The sequence below is a fragment of the Acholeplasma oculi genome, assembly GCF_900166985.1.
GTDB classification, from domain to species: domain Bacteria; phylum Bacillota_I; class Bacilli_A; order Acholeplasmatales; family Acholeplasmataceae; genus Acholeplasma; species Acholeplasma oculi.
In genome coordinates this window covers 319,162-335,807 of sequence record NZ_FUZK01000002.1, presented here as the reverse complement: position 1 = coordinate 335,807, position 16,646 = coordinate 319,162, and the positions used below count along the sequence as shown (strand labels likewise).

Annotated in this window: 14 protein-coding genes; all 14 read left to right on the top strand. The window is 31.5% G+C overall.

All coding sequences use genetic code 11. The features are described 5' to 3' along the window. Positions 1 to 78 precede the first annotated feature (78 nt). The 14 genes from B5X49_RS05695 to B5X49_RS05635 all read left to right on the top strand — a co-directional run bounded on the left by B5X49_RS05695 (position 79) and on the right by B5X49_RS05635 (position 16,644). Positions 79 to 429, top strand: a complete 351-nt coding sequence (locus B5X49_RS05695) for a S1 RNA-binding domain-containing protein (protein WP_045748710.1) — start codon at positions 79 to 81, stop codon at positions 427 to 429. Further along, positions 410 to 1,681, top strand: a complete 1,272-nt coding sequence (locus tag B5X49_RS05690; protein WP_115734949.1) for a glucose-6-phosphate isomerase — start codon at positions 410 to 412, stop codon at positions 1,679 to 1,681. The genes B5X49_RS05695 and B5X49_RS05690 overlap by 20 nt, the downstream gene beginning before the upstream one ends. Next, positions 1,678 to 2,124, top strand: a complete 447-nt coding sequence (gene tsaE / locus B5X49_RS05685; RefSeq protein WP_045748712.1) for a tRNA (adenosine(37)-N6)-threonylcarbamoyltransferase complex ATPase subunit type 1 TsaE — start codon at positions 1,678 to 1,680, stop codon at positions 2,122 to 2,124. The genes B5X49_RS05690 and tsaE overlap by 4 nt, the downstream gene beginning before the upstream one ends. Then, the gene (tsaB, locus tag B5X49_RS05680; protein ID WP_045748713.1) at positions 2,121 to 2,714 is read left to right on the top strand and encodes a tRNA (adenosine(37)-N6)-threonylcarbamoyltransferase complex dimerization subunit type 1 TsaB; all 594 of its coding nucleotides are present in this window, start codon (positions 2,121 to 2,123) and stop codon (positions 2,712 to 2,714) included. The genes tsaE and tsaB overlap by 4 nt, the downstream gene beginning before the upstream one ends. After that, positions 2,689 to 3,120: a ribosomal protein S18-alanine N-acetyltransferase gene (gene rimI, locus B5X49_RS05675; protein WP_045748714.1), complete on the top strand. Its 432-nt coding sequence runs from the start codon at positions 2,689 to 2,691 to the stop codon at positions 3,118 to 3,120. Before tsaB ends, rimI begins: the two co-directional genes overlap by 26 nt. Before the next feature lies 1 nt (position 3,121). Next, positions 3,122 to 4,123: a tRNA (adenosine(37)-N6)-threonylcarbamoyltransferase complex transferase subunit TsaD gene (tsaD, locus tag B5X49_RS05670; protein WP_045748715.1), complete on the top strand. Its 1,002-nt coding sequence runs from the start codon at positions 3,122 to 3,124 to the stop codon at positions 4,121 to 4,123. A 63-nt stretch (positions 4,124 to 4,186) separates the two neighbouring features. Then, positions 4,187 to 5,848 (top strand): hypothetical protein, encoded by a 1,662-nt coding sequence (locus B5X49_RS05665; protein ID WP_045748716.1) that lies wholly within the window; start codon positions 4,187 to 4,189, stop codon positions 5,846 to 5,848. A 110-nt stretch (positions 5,849 to 5,958) separates the two neighbouring features. After that, entirely contained in the window at positions 5,959 to 6,129 is a 171-nt protein-coding gene (locus tag B5X49_RS07670; protein WP_159444495.1) for a hypothetical protein, read from the top strand. Between the two features lie 215 nt (positions 6,130 to 6,344). Then, the gene (locus B5X49_RS05660) at positions 6,345 to 7,979 is read left to right on the top strand and encodes a glutamine--tRNA ligase/YqeY domain fusion protein (protein WP_045748717.1); all 1,635 of its coding nucleotides are present in this window, start codon (positions 6,345 to 6,347) and stop codon (positions 7,977 to 7,979) included. 10 nt (positions 7,980 to 7,989) lie between these two features. Beyond that, positions 7,990 to 10,074 (top strand): ATP-dependent helicase, encoded by a 2,085-nt coding sequence (locus B5X49_RS05655; RefSeq protein WP_045748718.1) that lies wholly within the window; start codon positions 7,990 to 7,992, stop codon positions 10,072 to 10,074. Between the two features lie 42 nt (positions 10,075 to 10,116). Continuing rightward, complete coding sequence (locus tag B5X49_RS05650; RefSeq protein ID WP_052669846.1) at positions 10,117 to 11,265, top strand: ATP-dependent helicase; 1,149 nt, start codon at positions 10,117 to 10,119, stop codon at positions 11,263 to 11,265. A 75-nt stretch (positions 11,266 to 11,340) separates the two neighbouring features. Beyond that, complete coding sequence (ligA, locus tag B5X49_RS05645; protein ID WP_045748719.1) at positions 11,341 to 13,320, top strand: NAD-dependent DNA ligase LigA; 1,980 nt, start codon at positions 11,341 to 11,343, stop codon at positions 13,318 to 13,320. After that, positions 13,313 to 16,144 (top strand): excinuclease ABC subunit UvrA, encoded by a 2,832-nt coding sequence (gene uvrA, locus B5X49_RS05640; RefSeq protein ID WP_045748720.1) that lies wholly within the window; start codon positions 13,313 to 13,315, stop codon positions 16,142 to 16,144. The genes ligA and uvrA overlap by 8 nt, the downstream gene beginning before the upstream one ends. Next, the gene (locus B5X49_RS05635) at positions 16,141 to 16,644 is read left to right on the top strand and encodes a hypothetical protein (RefSeq protein WP_045748721.1); all 504 of its coding nucleotides are present in this window, start codon (positions 16,141 to 16,143) and stop codon (positions 16,642 to 16,644) included. Before uvrA ends, B5X49_RS05635 begins: the two co-directional genes overlap by 4 nt. Positions 16,645 to 16,646: the final 2 nt, after the last annotated feature.

The window sequence follows — 16,646 nt, the reverse complement described above, 5'->3', positions numbered from 1 at the left end:
GTTTACAGAAATGATATATTCTTTATATCATCAAGATTTAGTGATATAATGAAGTGAAAATTATTAGGGGTTCATAATATGGAAAAAATGGAACGCATTTTGTGCAAAGTGACCGGTATCCAACCCTATGGTGTCTTTGTGGAATACAACAATTATCAAGGATTAATTCACATTTCAGAAGTATCAGATCGATATGTGGCAGACTTAGACAAGCTCTTTAATATTGGAGACTTGGTTTATGCTGTCATTTTAGAGAAGGATGACAACTTAATGAAGTTACAACTTTCTTATAAAAAGGCATTAAAAATTCATGCCAATGTATTAAAAAGAGTCGATATTAAAATAGGATTTAGAACATTAGAAAATAAATTAGAAAATTGGATAAAGGAAAAATTGGAGGACTTAAATCATGATAAAAGTTCAAATTAAAGATGCAGAAAGATTTTTAGATCAAAAAGTTTCAACCCTACAAGGTAGAGTAGAAGATGTTCATGACATGATTAGAAATAAATCAGGTCTTGGTAATGATTTTTTAGGTTGGTTAGATTTACCGGTCTCTATAAATCAAGAAGAATTAGCTAGAATTAAAAAATTAAAAGAACAATATAAAGATTTAGATTGTTTAGTCGTCATTGGTATTGGCGGCTCCTATTTAGGAGCTAAAGCTGGACTTGAGTTCTTAAAGACACCGTTTAAGAAATCTAAACCAGAAATCATTTTTGCAGGACATCATTTATCTGCAAACTATTTAAAACATTTACTTAAATATTTAAATAAGAAAAATTATGCAATTAATGTTATTTCTAAATCAGGAACAACAACTGAACCGGCTGTTGCATTTAGATTGTTAAAACAACACATCGAAGAAAAATACGGAATAGATGAAGCGAGACGTCGTATTTTTGCAACTACAGATAAAGCACGCGGTTCTTTATATCAACTTGCAAAAAATGAAGGTTATGAAAGATTTGTAATTGAAGATACAGTAGGTGGAAGATTCTCTGTGTTAACTTCGGTTGGTTTATTACCGTTTGTTTTTGCAGGTATTGATGTCGATGGATTGCTAAATGGTGCAAAAGATGCCTATATGGATGCTCAAACACCGGATTTAAAGAAGAATCAAGCGTATTTATATGCAGCAACAAGATATTTATTAAGTCAATCTGGTAAAGATGTTGAATATTTGGTGAACTATGAACCAAGATTAACCTTCTTTGCTGAATGGTGGAAACAATTATTTGGTGAATCTGAAGGGAAGAATCACTTAGGATTATTGGTTGCATCTGCATCCTTTACAACGGATCTACATTCCTTAGGTCAACAAATACAAGATGGTAAACGTATCATTTTTGAAACTGTATTAAATGTTAAGAAAACAGATAAGTTAACAATTCCTTGGGACCAAAATAACTTAGATCAATTAAACTATATTGCAGATAAAGAAATTAGTTATGTTAATGAACAAGCAATGCTTGGAACTAAAGAAGCACACGTTGATGGACTTGTACCTAATATTGTCATTACAATCGGTAAACTCGATAGTTATCACTTTGGATATTTAGTATATTTCTTTGAAATTGCATGTGCAATGTCAGCATACCTATTAGGCGTCAACCCATTTGATCAACCAGGTGTTGAAGCTTATAAGAAAAACATGTTTAGATTATTAGGGAAAAAATGAAAACCTTTATTACAAATTCAAAAGAAGAAACAATTGAATTAGGCTACAGACTTATGGAAAAAATGCCAAAGGATATGAAAGTTATTTTATTAAATGGCGACTTATCCAGTGGAAAAACAACGTTTACAAAAGGTATAGCTAAAGCTTTAGGTATTAAACAAATTGTTAATAGTCCAACCTTTACAATCTTAAAAATCTATCAAGGAGATAAAACACTCTATCATTTAGATTTATACCGTATGCATGATGTGGGTACTGACTTTGATTTAGAAGAATATATCAACGATAGATCTGGAGTGGCAGTTATTGAATGGCCACACCAAGTAGATGAATTATTACCCCTTCGTTATGTAGAAGTCGATCTTACCTGGCTAGATGAAAATCAAAGAAAAATTGAGATTAAATCCATCGGTGATGATGGAAAGTGGGTATTAAGTTTATGAAATACTTATTAATGGATACATCCACCAATCAAATGGTGTTAATGTTACAAACTCCAAATGAAACCCTAGATAAAGAAACAAGAATTGGTAAATCTGACCATCAAGCATATATCATTCCTTTAATAGATACACTTTTAAAAAGAAATCAATTAGAGTTAAAAGATTTAGATGGTATTGTTGTTGGAATAGGGCCGGGTTCTTATACGGGTCTTAGAGTCGGTTTAATGACTGCAAAAATGCTATCTTATGCAACGGGCATTAAATTATATCAAATCAGTAGTTTAGCATTCTTATCTTCTGGATATGATGATGAGCGTCTTGTTTGGCATGATGCTAAAAACAATCAAGGTTTTTCTGGCTACTTTAAAGAAGCTAAGTTAACAAAGGAAGAACGTGTACGTGATTTAGATAAATTATCAACAGATGATTTAAACATATTACTTACAATTACACCTGAGACCATCCAAATTGATGGAACAAGAGTTATCCAACATATGAAAGAAGTTTTAGATGTTTATAATATCGTACCGAATTATTTAAGAAAAACCGAGGCGGAGCATAAACTTGATCAGACAAGCACAAGTAAGTGATCTAGAGCGTATTGTTGAACTAGAAACTAAAATCTTTAAAACTTCATTAGGGTATGCTTTTTTAAAACAAGAATTACTTGAAAATGAGTTTTCAAGAATTTTTGTTTATGAAAATCAACTGGGCATTCTTGGATACATTAGTTATAGAGTCATTGATCAAAATGCAGATATTCTAAACTTTTTAGTTGATGAAGAACATCAACATCAAGGTATTGGTAAAGAATTATTCTCATATATTCTTTTAGAACTTAAAGAAAACAATGTCAAATCTTTAGTACTTGAGGTACGTAAATCCAATATCATTGCACAAGACTTCTATAAGAAGTTTGGTGCTAAACATGTACATACATTAGAAAACTATTATTTAAACGAGGATGCATATATCATGCTACTGGAGGATTTTTAAAATGATTATATTATCTGTTGAAACATCTTGTGATGAAACAAGTGTTGCAATCACAAGAGACGGCAAAGATGTTTTATCCAATGCTGTCTTATCACAAATTAAGATACATGAACGATTTGGTGGTGTGGTTCCAGAAGTTGCATCCAGAGCTCATATCGAAAGCATACTTTATATGTTTGATGAGGCTATCCAACAAGCAAACATTCAAGTGAGTGATATTGATTTGGTTGCAGTGACGAAGGGACCCGGATTAATTGGTTCACTTCTTGTAGGTATTAATGCAGCAACAAGTTTTGCTTATGCAAATAAAATACCTATTATTGGTGTGAATCATTTGCTTGGACATATATATGCTGCACAAATTGAAGGCGATATGAAGTTTCCATTATTAACACTTTTAGTTAGTGGTGGACATACTGAACTTTTATTAGTAAAAGATCATTTGGAAATCGAATTATTAGGAACAACACTTGATGATGCAGTTGGTGAGGCATATGATAAAGTTGCTAGAATTTTAGGACTTCCTTATCCAGGAGGACCACTCGTGGATAAACTTGCACATACAGGTAAAGCAATATATAATTTACCTAAACCATTCTTAAAAAATGAACCGTATAACTTTTCATTTTCTGGATTAAAAAGCGCTGTACTCAATTTAGTCCACAATATGAAGCAAAAAGAAGTTCCTTTCTTAGTAGAAGATGTCTGTGCATCATTCCAAGAAGTTGTAACAGAAGTTTTAGTTGAAAAAACAAAGAATGCAGCAAATCTACTAGGTGTTAAGCAAATCATTGTTGCAGGTGGTGTTGCAGCAAATAAGGGTTTAAGATTTAAAATGTTTGAAAGACTACCTGATTTTGAAATCTTAATTCCGCATATTAGATATTGTACAGACCAAGCAGCAATGATTGGTATTGCTGCATATTATCAATATCAAAAAGATAAAGGTACAGGAGATTACTTTATTAAAGGTGATTCTAGTTTGAACTTTTATCGTTCATAATGTAAATTTATAACAAATCCTCCAATGAACACATATAATATGTGATATAGGAGGATTTTTATTATGTTTAAATTAATTAAAAGAATTATTAAAATTGTATCGCTTATTATCTTTTTAACACCGTTTATCCTGCTGGCAATTATGTATAAAGGATATAGTGCACCGGTAGAAGATTTTGAAAACAACGAAAACTTATCTTTTACAAGTATTGCTAATCAACAATTTGATGCCTTTTTGTCAGACCCAAATGCCGATAATTTTGAATTCACATTAACAAGTGAGGAAGCCAATGCAGCGCTTAAAGCCATTTATGCAGAAGGTAACCCTAATTTTGGTAAAACAGATGAAAATATTCCAATAAGCCAACGAAAATATGCTATTTTAATTGGTGAAAATAATGGTGGATTTAAAGGAGTTACATTAGATTTTAGCGAAAAAGGATTAACATTAGAAGCTGGAATTGAAGTGGGTTTTTCTAATATTTATTACCAAACAACTTTATTTTTAGATTTAGAAGTTTCAATTGAACAAGTAACTGTTGGTCAAACAGTTGAAAATCAGTACAAGTTAGTTATCAAGAATATTTCATTTGGTAACTTACCAATTCTTTGGATGTATGATTTTGCTAACTGGACAGTTGGACTCTTTTCCCAACAAGATTTAAATGATTTAATTAATACGGCTGTATCTGATTTTGGTAATTATGATTTAACAACCAAATCTATTTGGGTTACAACAACCGATCTTAAAGGATTACTTGCATCAAATGGTGAAAGTCAACCAATGTTAGATGCACTTTTAGGTTTTATTGATGAAGAGAATTTACTTCTATCAGGATTTGGTGATAATCAAGGTGGATTATCACTCGCATTAGGACAAATGCGTTCAACAAAAACTGCGTATCAAACTAGTTCAACAATTATGAATGAAAATGATTTAAATGCACTATTCCAAGGACAATTAACTTCATTATTAATTAGCTCTTTAAATGGGGATACTAATCTATATTATGATATGCATGAAGATGCATTTAACCAATTATTAGAGTATTATATTGGGGACTCCATGGATATGAATCAGTCCTTTGAGTTAGAAGATCAAGTTTATTTATTGGAAACAGAACCACTTTATGCAAGATATGTAGGCAATAAAGTTCATTTTACAATCATTATGAAACTTTTTAATGCAAATCAACCTGCAAACTTCTTTAAAACCGACTTTACGTTGATTGCAACACCTTCTATATCAGAGGATAAAAAAGATTTAATCTTTACCATCGATTCAATTGGTATTGGTGATGATATTGGATTATCGAATGATAAAGTTTTAATGATTCTAGCACTTGTTGGTGAAAATGAGATGATTGTTGGAAATCAAATCATACTAGAAGACTTTATGAATGAATTTGCAAGTCAAGGTGTTACAGTAAATGATGTTTATGTTCATAATCAATACTTAAGATTTGAAATCACACCGAGTGCTTCAAATCTAGCTATCTTAACGGATCTACAAAACCAAATTAATGGTGCTTTAGGAACAGTACTTGCAGACCCAGATTATGCGGATGTATTAGATGTATATAATGATTTCTTATTAGGAAATAGTGAACCAGATGATTTATTGGATGCAATTAATGGTTTATCTGTTGAAGAACAAGCAGATTTATATGATGCACTCTTCCAGTCATTAAATGGTGTAACAGGATTAGAAGGATTACTTCCATAAATATAGTTAAAGGGTGAAGCGATAAAGACTTCACCCTTTTTTATTGAATAGAATGCAATTTGTTGAGTAATCATATACAATATAAGATGTAAACAAGGAGGTTTTTATCTATGTTAGAATACAAATCCATCGTCATTGTCAAATACACAAGAAAATCAATTGAAGAAGCGATTGATCAAACCATTACAGACATGTTGAAACTAGGTTGGTCATTTGTACAAATGTCTACTTTAAATGCTGGTATTATATTACTTTTTTCAAGAGACAAGTTTAATTTATAATACATCAAATCAAGATCAACAAAAAATTTAAATCCATGAATTTTATAGTGTATGGATAACCATGTGAATTATTATTTTAGTATATCGTATGGTATAATTAATATAGTTTTTTAGTATGGTTAAATATGTATTAGGAAACCTATGGATAAATATAATTTACCCAAATCAAGATAAGAAAATTAGAAAACTTTTTAGATTAGAATGTGAGGCATATGATGGAAAACCAATCAAATTTTATTAAAACGATTATGGAAGAGGATCTTAAAAATGGTAAACATGATACCATAATTACAAGATTCCCGCCAGAACCCAATGGATATTTACATATTGGACATGCAAGAGCGATTATTACAAATTTTGAGCTTGCAAAAGCATTTGGAGGATATACCAATTTAAGGTATGATGATACCAATCCTTCTAAAGAAGATGAGGAATATGTAAGAAGTATTGAAAACGATGTGAGATGGTTAGGTTATAATCCTAAAGCCATCTATTTTGCATCTGATTATTTTGAAGAAATGTTTAATAGAGCCATTCTATTGATTAAAAAAGGATTGGCTTATGTAGATGATCAAACTGCAGAAGAAATATCAAAAACTAGAGGAGACGTTGTAACTCCTGGAATAGAATCACCTTATAGAAATCGTAGTGTAGAAGAAAACTTAGAACTCTTTTTAAATATGCAAAAAGGAGTATATGCTGAAGGTGAAAAAGTATTAAGAGCAAAAATTGATATGGCAAGTACAAACATGAATATGAGAGACCCAGTTTTATACAGAATCAGTTTTGCTTATCACCATAACACTCAAGATCGTTGGAAAGTTTACCCTATGTATGACTATGCACATCCTTTAGAGGATGCAATAGAAGGTATTACACATAGTTTATGTTCTTTAGAGTTTGAAGATCATAGACCTCTATATGATTGGGTTGTTAGAGAAACTGAAATGCCTTTAGTTCCTAGACAAATAGAGTTTGGACGCTTAGGTATTTCAAATACAGTAATGTCTAAAAGATTTTTAAAATATTTAGTAGACGAAGGATTAGTGGATGGTTGGGATGACCCTAGAATGCCAACTCTATCCGGACTTAGACGTAAAGGATATACTAAGGAAGCAATACGTGCATTTATCTTAGGTACAGGTCTTTCTAAGGTGAATAGCGAAGTAGACCCTGACATGTTAGAATCCTTTGTAAGAGACGATTTAAATAATCGTGCAAAACGCGCATTTGCTGTTATAGAGCCATTAAAGGTAACAATTACAAATTATCCTGAAGGAAAAATTGAATATTTTGAAGTTCCTTATCATCAAGATTTACCAGAATTAGGAAGTAGAAAAATTGCTTTTTCTAAACACATTTATATTGAAAACGAGGATTTTTTAGAAGAAAAACCCGATAAAAAATATAAGCGTTTGTCATTAGGAAATGAAGTTAGATTATTCCATACATATTTCATTAAAGCAAACGAAGTCGTTAAAGATTCAACAGGTAAAGTCATTGAGGTTCTAGCAACTTATGATGTAGCAACATTATCAGGAAGTGGATTTAATGAAAGAAAACCTGATGGTACAATTCATTTTGTTGAAGCATCAACTGCAATTCCTGCAACATTTAATTTCTTTGGTCCAATGCTAAAAGATGATACATCATTAGAACTTAAAGAACGTTTTAATAAAGATTCTATGACAATTAAAAAAGGATATATCGAACAAACACTTTTAAACACACCAAACGAAGAGAAGTATCAATTTATTAGAAATGGATTCTTCAATTGTTTCTATGACAAAAAAACTAATAACCACTATATATTTAATGAAATCGTTCCATTAAAACGTAGTTATAAATAAGGTTTATATGATGAATAAATGGTTGGAAAAATTAAATCCAAAACAATATCAAGCGGCCACGCATATTGATGGCCCGCTTTTTGTCATAGCCGGTGCAGGAACTGGAAAAACTAGAACACTCACAACAAGAGTTGCATACTTAATAGAAAATGCAGGGATTTCTCCTGAGAGTATTCTAGCGGTAACATTTACCAATAAGGCAGCTAAAGAAATGAGAGAGCGTATCATTGATATGGCTGGACCTTATGCATCAGGTTGTTGGATTTATACATTCCACTCCTTTGGTGTTCAAGTACTTAGAAAAGATATCGAAAGACTTGGGATGGGTTACACAAGAAACTTTAATATCATTGATGAAGATGATGTAAAGTCCTTTATAAGAGAAATTATTAAAAAATTAAATATGGATTCAAAACATTATAAAATCAATGATTTAAGAAATAAGATATCTAGATTCAAACATTTTAATGAAGATAGTTTTGATGATTATAACGAAAAAATGGTTTTTCAGTCTTATCAACAAGAACTATCTTTAAATAATTTATTAGATTTTGATGATTTACAACTCCTGACCTTTAAATTATTCAGTGAAGACCATGAAGTACTAGAAAGATACCAAGAAAGGTTTCAATATATCTTAGTAGATGAATTTCAAGATACGGACCACATCCAATATCAAATGATGAAGATGCTTGCAGGTAAGCATAAAAATTTATTTGTTGTAGGAGACCCGGATCAATCTATTTATGCATTTAGAGGTGCTAACTATGAGAATGCTAACCACTTTAATAAAGATTTTGGTGGTGAGTGTGTTCTGGATTTAAATTACAGGTCAACTGTTGAGATTCTTAAATTTGCCAATAGGTTGATTGCACAAAATCAACACAGACCGTTTAAGAAAAATCTAGAATCCAATTTAGGAAACGGTAAAGAGCCATTTATTTGGACTGCACCTACAGATTTTGCTGAAGCAACCATGATAGCAAACGAAATTATTAGATTGGTTAAAGAAGAAGGTATTCCTTATCAGGACATAGCTATTCTTTATAGAAATAATGCATTAAGTCGTCAATTTGAAGATACACTTATGAAATATAATATTCCATATGTGATGTATGGTGGTATATCTTTTTATCAACGTAGAGAAATTAAGGATATACTTGCATACATAAGACTCATCGTTAATCCAACGCTTGATTTTTATTTAAAAAGAATCATTAATGTTCCAAGAAGAAGTATTGGACCGACAACAATTAATAAGATTGAACTCATTTCTAAAGAAAAAAATATATCCATGATGGAAGCCATCGATTATCTTGATATAAATGGTAAAACCATGGAAAGTCTAAAGAACTTTAAGAGTCTTATCTTTGAAATGAAAGAAAGATTAGAATCGATGGAGACTTTAGAAGAAGTTGTTATGTATGTTGCCTATCAAACAGGTTACATCATGATGCTTGAAGAAGAAAAGGATGATATATCCGAAGAAAGAATCGATAATATTAAAGAATTAAAATCCGTATTTGTTATGGGAAATGAATTCTATGAAGGAACATTTATTGAGAAACTTCAACAACTGCTTGATCAAATTGCACTTTATACAGACTTAGATAAAGCGCAACAAAAAGATGCTGTTGTCTTATCAACATATCATCAAGTAAAGGGTTTAGAATTTGATTGTGTCTTTATGGCAGTAATGGAAGATCAAATATTTCCTTCTCCACAAGCATCCATGGACCCAAGAGATATGGAAGAAGAACGACGCATTGCCTATGTGGGTGTTACAAGAGCTAAGAGAAGATTATACTTAACACGAAGTGAAAAACGATTATTGTATGGTTCATTCATCTATCCTAGAGCCTCTCGATTCTTAAGAGAGATGCAACCAACAAAAGAAATATTAACTAAATTTAATAAAGAACAAACAGGAACACCCAATACGTCATTCTTAAAACCTGGAGATAAAGTCATGCACCAAATCTTTGGTAGCGGTATTGTTGTTTCTATTGAAGGTGAGATTGCAACAATTGCATTCTCATTACCTCACGGTATTAAGAAAATTTTAGAGAATCATCCAAGTATTAAAAAAGTATAAAACAAGAAACCTCCTATTATGATATGGGAGGTTTTTATATCAATGATATTAAATGACGAACAAAAAAATGCTGTATATACAGAAGAACCCTATGTGTTTTTGTTGGCAGGAGCCGGTAGTGGAAAAACCAGAGTAATTGTTGAGAGAATAAAATACTTGATTTCAAAAGGCGTAAGAAAAGAAGACATTTTATGCATTACATTTACTAAAAAGGCAGCCCTTGAAATGGAAGAAAGACTCATAGATACAAGTGTTTCTGTATATACATTTCATGGGTATTGTTATGAATTATTGGCTAAAAATAAGTCAATTAAACTCTTTGAATATAACAATGAATTTTTAGAAAATGACATACTCAAAATAGCAAACTATAAAAATAGTTTAGGAAAAGTTAAGAAGCCATCCATCTATGATAGATACCAAACATATTTAAAATCACGTGGATTAGTTGATTTTGATGACTTACTGATTGAGGCTTTAGATGAGGTAAAATATCATACATATCAGTATATATTTGTAGATGAATTTCAAGATACAAATCTCTTACAATTCAAACTCTTAGAAACTATGTTGCATCCTAATGTTAACTTTTTTGCAGTAGGAGACCCCGATCAATCTATCTATGGATTTAGAGGTGCAAGATATGAACTCATCACCTATTTATTAGAAAAGTATCAAGCTAAACTCTTAAATCTTGAAAAGAACTACCGCTCAACAAATGCCATATTAGATGTATCAAATCGACTGATTAAAAAGAATATAAATCGCATTAAAAAGACATTAAAAGGTGAAAAGACAATTGATGTTAAACCGATTATTTGGATAGGTTCAGTTGAATCTATTGAAGTTAAAATTGTTCAAACGATTAAAAAACACAAGTATTTTGATGCAGTTATTTTATATAGAAATCATTATCAAGCAGTTAGACTCAAACAAATTCTTAAAAGAAATTATCTATTCAATGTCAGATTGATGAGTTTTCATGAATCTAAAGGATTGGAGTTCGAAACAGTTTTTATAATTGGGATGGAATCACTTCCCTTTGATAAAGACCCGATGTATAAAAACGAAGAAGAGGAAAGAAGATTATTATTTGTAGGATTAACCAGGGCAAAAACAAATCTATTTATTGTTACAACAAGTAAAACACAGTGGATTAAAGATTTAAGGTTAGATGTATTATACATCTAAGAAAAACATTTTATGAGCTTAAAATCACCTATGAAACATGCGGTTGCGTGGTATAATTAAGGGTAGGTGAAAGTTATGAACGTATTAGATAAAATTTTAGAACTAAGAAAATTAATTAATGATGCTAATTATCAGTATCATACACTGGATAAACCGACAATGTCGGATTTTAAGTATGATCAATTGATGCATGAACTCATCGAGTTAGAAACCCAATATCCTGAATATGATGATGAAGGTTCACCAAGTAAAAAAGTTGGTGGTGTTGTACTGGATGGATTCAATAAATTTAAACACACAGTACCGATGATGAGTCTAGGAAATGTATTTAATTTTGATGAGTTAGCAAGTTTCGTTGACCGCATTGAAAAAGTTACAGATGAGGCAACTTTTTTAACTGAACTTAAAATTGATGGATTAGCAGTAACTTTAATTTATGAACAAGGGAAATTTAAAAAAGCTGCAACAAGAGGTAATGGACAGATTGGTGAAGATATTACCTTAAATGCAAAAACAATTAAATCACTACCTTTAGAACTAAAAGAACCCATCGATATTGAAGTTCGTGGTGAAATATATATGTCTCACCAAGCATTTAAAAAGAGTAATGAAGAGCGACTTGAAAAAGGTTTAGAGTTATTTGCAAATCCTAGAAATGCTGCTGCAGGAACGATTAGACAATTAGATACTAAAGTAACAGCTAAAAGAGATTTGAGTTTGTTTACATATGCAATTGTTAATGCACCATCCTACGTATCAACACAAAAAGAAGTATTAGAATTATTAAAAAAATTAGGGTTTCCAGTCAATCCAAATGACAAACAAGCAAGAGATATTCATGAACTTAAACAAAACATTGAAATCTATGATGATTTAAGAAAAACATTACCATATGATACAGATGGTGTTGTTATAAAGGTCAATGAACTACGTTTATACGACTTCATTGGTACAACAGCAAAAGCACCAAAATATGCAACTGCTTATAAATTTGAAGCAGAAAAACAACAAACAACAATTAATGATATTGTGTTTCAAGTTGGAAGAACGGGTGTCATCACACCTGTTGCAGAATTAGAACCTGTTTTTATATCAGGTTCTTTAGTCTCGAGAGCAACACTTCATAATGAGGATTATATAAAATCTAAAGATATCCGTGTTGGAGATACGGTTTGGGTACATAAAGCAGGAGAAATTATTCCAGAAGTTATTTCTGTTGATTTAGATAAAAGAACACATCAACAACCCTTTGAGATGATAAGTTTATGTCCAGTATGTGGTTCATTATTAGTAAGAAAAGAAGGGGAGGCAGATTATTACTGTCAAAACCCTGAATGTAGTGGAAAAAATATTTTTGCGCTTATACATTTTGCGAGTCGAGTAGCTATGGATATCGATACACTTGGGGAAAAAGTTGTTGAAACACTACATGATCAAACATTCCTACAAACCATACCTGATATTTATAAACTGAATCAATATAAATCATCCATTATGGAACTTCCTGGTTTTGGTGATAAAAAGGTTCAAAAGATATTAGACGCGATTGAAAAATCTAAACAACAACCACTCGACCGTTTATTATTTGGTCTAGGGATTAAACATGTTGGGGCTAAGGTTGCTAAAACATTACTCAAAGCATATCCTTCAATCGATCAACTCAAACAAGCAACATATGAAGATTTGATTCAAATACCAGATATTGGTCCTGAAATTGCACAGTCTGTTGAAAATTATTTTAGTCAACATAAACAACTTGAGATGCTTGATGAATTAAAATCCTTAGGACTTAATTTAACGTATCATCAAGATGAGGTTAAACCTCATGAGTTTAATGGTAAGATTTTTGTTATTACAGGTACGCTTCAAGGTTATTCAAGAGATCAAGCAAGTGCTTTAATAGAAAAATTAGGTGGTAAAGTTACAAGTTCTGTTTCTGCTAAAACCAATATTCTATTAGCAGGAAGTGATGCAGGTTCTAAGCTCAAAAAAGCCATAGAACTGGGTGTATATGTGATGAATGAAGAAGAATTCAAGGTGAAGACAGATGAATAATGACTGGATAAGAGTTAAAGGTGCAAGAGAAAACAATTTAAAAAATATCGATTTAGATATACCTAAAAATAAACTTGTTGTTATGACAGGTGTTTCTGGTAGCGGTAAATCGAGTTTAGCATTTGAAACAATATATCAAGAAGGTCAACGAAGATATATGGAGTCCCTTTCAAGTTATGCAAGACAGTTCTTAGGTAACTATGAAAAACCAGATGTAGATTCTATTGATGGGTTATCACCAAGTATTTCTATTGATCAAAGAACAACTTCTAATAATCCAAGATCAACCGTTGGAACAGTTACAGAAATTTATGATTATTTTAGATTACTTTATGCACGTGTAGGAACTCCTTATTGTCCAGGTTCTGATACTCCTGTAACCAAACAAACGATTGAAGAAATGACTGAACGTGTCATGCAAATCAAGGAAGGCTCTAAAGTCATTATCGTTGCACCTACAGTTGAAAGACAAAAGGGAACACACAAAGATAAACTACAACAATGGTTAAAAGATGGATTTACTAGAATTTGGGTAGATGGTAAAGTTGTTTTAATTGAAGAAATGGAAGAACTTGATAAAAACAAATTCCATGATATTGCTGTTGTTATTGACCGTGTGGTTATTAAAGATGACATTCGTTCAAGAGTATTTGATGCAATGGAATTAGCATCAAAATACGGTGAAGGAAAAACAAGAATTATTATTAATGACCATGAAGTTATTAATTTTAGTGAAAACTATTACTGTGAAGGTATTGATTTTACAATTCCTGAATTAGAGCCTAGATTATTTTCATTTAATACACCTATTGGTGCATGTAGTTATTGTAATGGTTTAGGATTAAAATTAGAAGTTGCTAAAGCTTTAGTCATTAATCCTGAAAAAGCAATTTTAGATGGTGGTATTTTACCTTACAAATATGCAGATGAAAATAATTTAAACGTTCAAGAAATCGAAACGGTTTGTGCACATTATGGTATTGACCCTTATCAACCAATCAGAGAAATTCCTGATGATAAGCTAGATATTATTTTATACGGTACAAAAGAAGAAATTCGCTTTAAATTGACATCTACCGGTGGTAGACACTATGATAAGACTCAAAAGTTTGAAGGTATTATTCCAAACTTAAATAGAAGATACTTAGAAACAACATCCGATTGGATAAGAAAATGGATTGAGACATTTATGTCTGAATCTACGTGTCCTAAATGTAAGGGACATCGTTTAAATGAGGCTGCATTATCTGTTAAAGTAAACAGCTTAAATATTAGCCAAATGATGGAAAAATCTATTGAGGATTTAGAAGTATTTATTACAAAACTAGAACTCAATACGGAGCAACAAAAAATAGCCAAACTCTTACTAGAAGAAATTGGACACAGACTTAATTTCTTAAACGATGTAGGATTAGGATATTTAAATCTTGCAAGAAGTGCAGGAACGCTTTCAGGTGGGGAAGCACAGCGTATCCGTTTAGCCACACAAATAGGTTCTAAGTTATCCGGTGTTTTATATGTTTTAGATGAACCAAGTATTGGTTTACATCAAAAGGATAATGAAAGACTGATTAACTCATTAAAGAAAATGAGAGACTTAGGAAATACCTTAATTGTTGTTGAACATGACCATGATACGATGTTAGAATCCGATTATTTAGTTGATATCGGACCAGGTGCTGGTATCCATGGTGGTTATGTGGTTGCAAGTGGTACACCTCAAGAGGTCATGGATAATAAGAAAAGTTTAACTGGTAAATATTTAACTGGAGAACTCGAAGTTCCAATTCCTAAAGAAAGAAGAGCAGGTGTCCAAAAAGACATCATGATCATTGGCGCTAGAGAAAACAATTTAAAAAATGTAACGGTTGCGATACCGTTAAATAAACTGACCCTAGTTACAGGTGTTTCAGGTAGTGGTAAATCTACATTAGTTAATGAAATTCTAATGAAAGGTTTACGTCAAAAACTCTATAGAACAAAAGAACTTGCAGGTACACATGATTTAATTCAAGACTATGGATATATTGATAAGATTATTGAAATATCTCAGTCACCAATCGGATATAATCCAAGAAGTAATCCCGCAACCTATACTGGAGTCTTTGATGATATAAGAGATGTATTTTCTATGACAAATGAAGCAAAGATGAGAGGATATAAAAAAGGTAGATTCTCATTTAACGTTCGAGGCGGACGTTGTGAACATTGTAATGGTGATGGTGTTAAAAAAATTAGTATGCACTTCTTACCAGATGTTTATGTTCCATGTGAAGTTTGTGGAGGTACAAGGTATAATCACGAAACACTTCAAATTAAATACAGAGGAAAAAATATTGCAGAAGTTCTTGATTTAACAATTGATGATGCTGTGGAATTTTTTGAGAACCATCCAAAGATTCATAAACAATTAAGTACCATTCAAGATGTAGGTCTTGGTTATATTAAGCTAGGACAATCCGCACCAACCCTTTCAGGTGGTGAGGCACAAAGAGTAAAACTTGCAAGTGAATTATACAAACGTATTACACCTAAAACATTATATATATTAGATGAACCAACAACAGGACTTCATACAGATGATGTTAAAAAGTTAGTTTCTGTTTTACATCAAATTGTAGACCAAGGTGCTACAATGGTTGTCATAGAACACAATCTTGATGTGATTAAGAATGCAGATTTCATTATTGACTTAGGTCCTGAAGGTGGAGAAAAAGGTGGATATATTGTTGGAAGTGGAACACCTGAAGAACTTGCAATGAATACGAAGAGTTATACAGGAAGATACTTAAAAGATATTCTTTTTAAGGAGAAGTCGTCATGAAACAAGATAATGATGATCAAAACTCAAATCAACCAAATGAAGAAAAAATAAAACAAATCATAAAGAAAGGTCCCTTTCTTTATGCATATATGTTAGGTGTTGTATTACACCGTGAATTTTCAAAACATATTTTAATTTTAACGATTACAAATTTTGCTGTAGCAACCATTTTGGTTGGACTTACTTCTAGGTTTTATCCGATTATAGGATTTCAAGATGTTGTATCCTTTATCATATTTTTCATATTATCAACGCTTGTAGAAATATTTATAAAACTTTCATTATTTCTACTGATTCATAGAATTCAACCTTATTTATTAATTGTTGTATTCTTTTTAGTCAATGTATCGGTATTCTTATTGGTTGACCTCATGATGCCTCAAGTATCGTTTCTGTTTGAGGCAACCAATATCTTATCCTTTACGGTATTATTTATGTTAATAAGATTATTATTTACAATGTATATTAGACGAGCACATTGGATACAAGGGGGTATTTAAAG

What these genes read in the sequence shown, in the direction of transcription:
- B5X49_RS05695 (WP_045748710.1), top strand. Translation starts at nt 79, where the DNA reads ATGGAAAAAATGGAACGCATTTTGTGCAAAGTGACCGGTATCCAACCC.
- B5X49_RS05690 (WP_115734949.1), top strand. Translation starts at nt 410, where the DNA reads ATGATAAAAGTTCAAATTAAAGATGCAGAAAGATTTTTAGATCAAAAA.
- tsaE (WP_045748712.1), top strand. Translation starts at nt 1,678, where the DNA reads ATGAAAACCTTTATTACAAATTCAAAAGAAGAAACAATTGAATTAGGC.
- tsaB (WP_045748713.1), top strand. Translation starts at nt 2,121, where the DNA reads ATGAAATACTTATTAATGGATACATCCACCAATCAAATGGTGTTAATG.
- tsaD (WP_045748715.1), top strand. Translation starts at nt 3,122, where the DNA reads ATGATTATATTATCTGTTGAAACATCTTGTGATGAAACAAGTGTTGCA.
- B5X49_RS05665 (WP_045748716.1), top strand. Translation starts at nt 4,187, where the DNA reads ATGTTTAAATTAATTAAAAGAATTATTAAAATTGTATCGCTTATTATC.
- B5X49_RS07670 (WP_159444495.1), top strand. Translation starts at nt 5,959, where the DNA reads ATGTTAGAATACAAATCCATCGTCATTGTCAAATACACAAGAAAATCA.
- B5X49_RS05660 (WP_045748717.1), top strand. Translation starts at nt 6,345, where the DNA reads ATGGAAAACCAATCAAATTTTATTAAAACGATTATGGAAGAGGATCTT.
- B5X49_RS05655 (WP_045748718.1), top strand. Translation starts at nt 7,990, where the DNA reads ATGAATAAATGGTTGGAAAAATTAAATCCAAAACAATATCAAGCGGCC.
- B5X49_RS05650 (WP_052669846.1), top strand. Translation starts at nt 10,117, where the DNA reads ATGATATTAAATGACGAACAAAAAAATGCTGTATATACAGAAGAACCC.
- ligA (WP_045748719.1), top strand. Translation starts at nt 11,341, where the DNA reads ATGAACGTATTAGATAAAATTTTAGAACTAAGAAAATTAATTAATGAT.
- uvrA (WP_045748720.1), top strand. Translation starts at nt 13,313, where the DNA reads ATGAATAATGACTGGATAAGAGTTAAAGGTGCAAGAGAAAACAATTTA.
- B5X49_RS05635 (WP_045748721.1), top strand. Translation starts at nt 16,141, where the DNA reads ATGAAACAAGATAATGATGATCAAAACTCAAATCAACCAAATGAAGAA.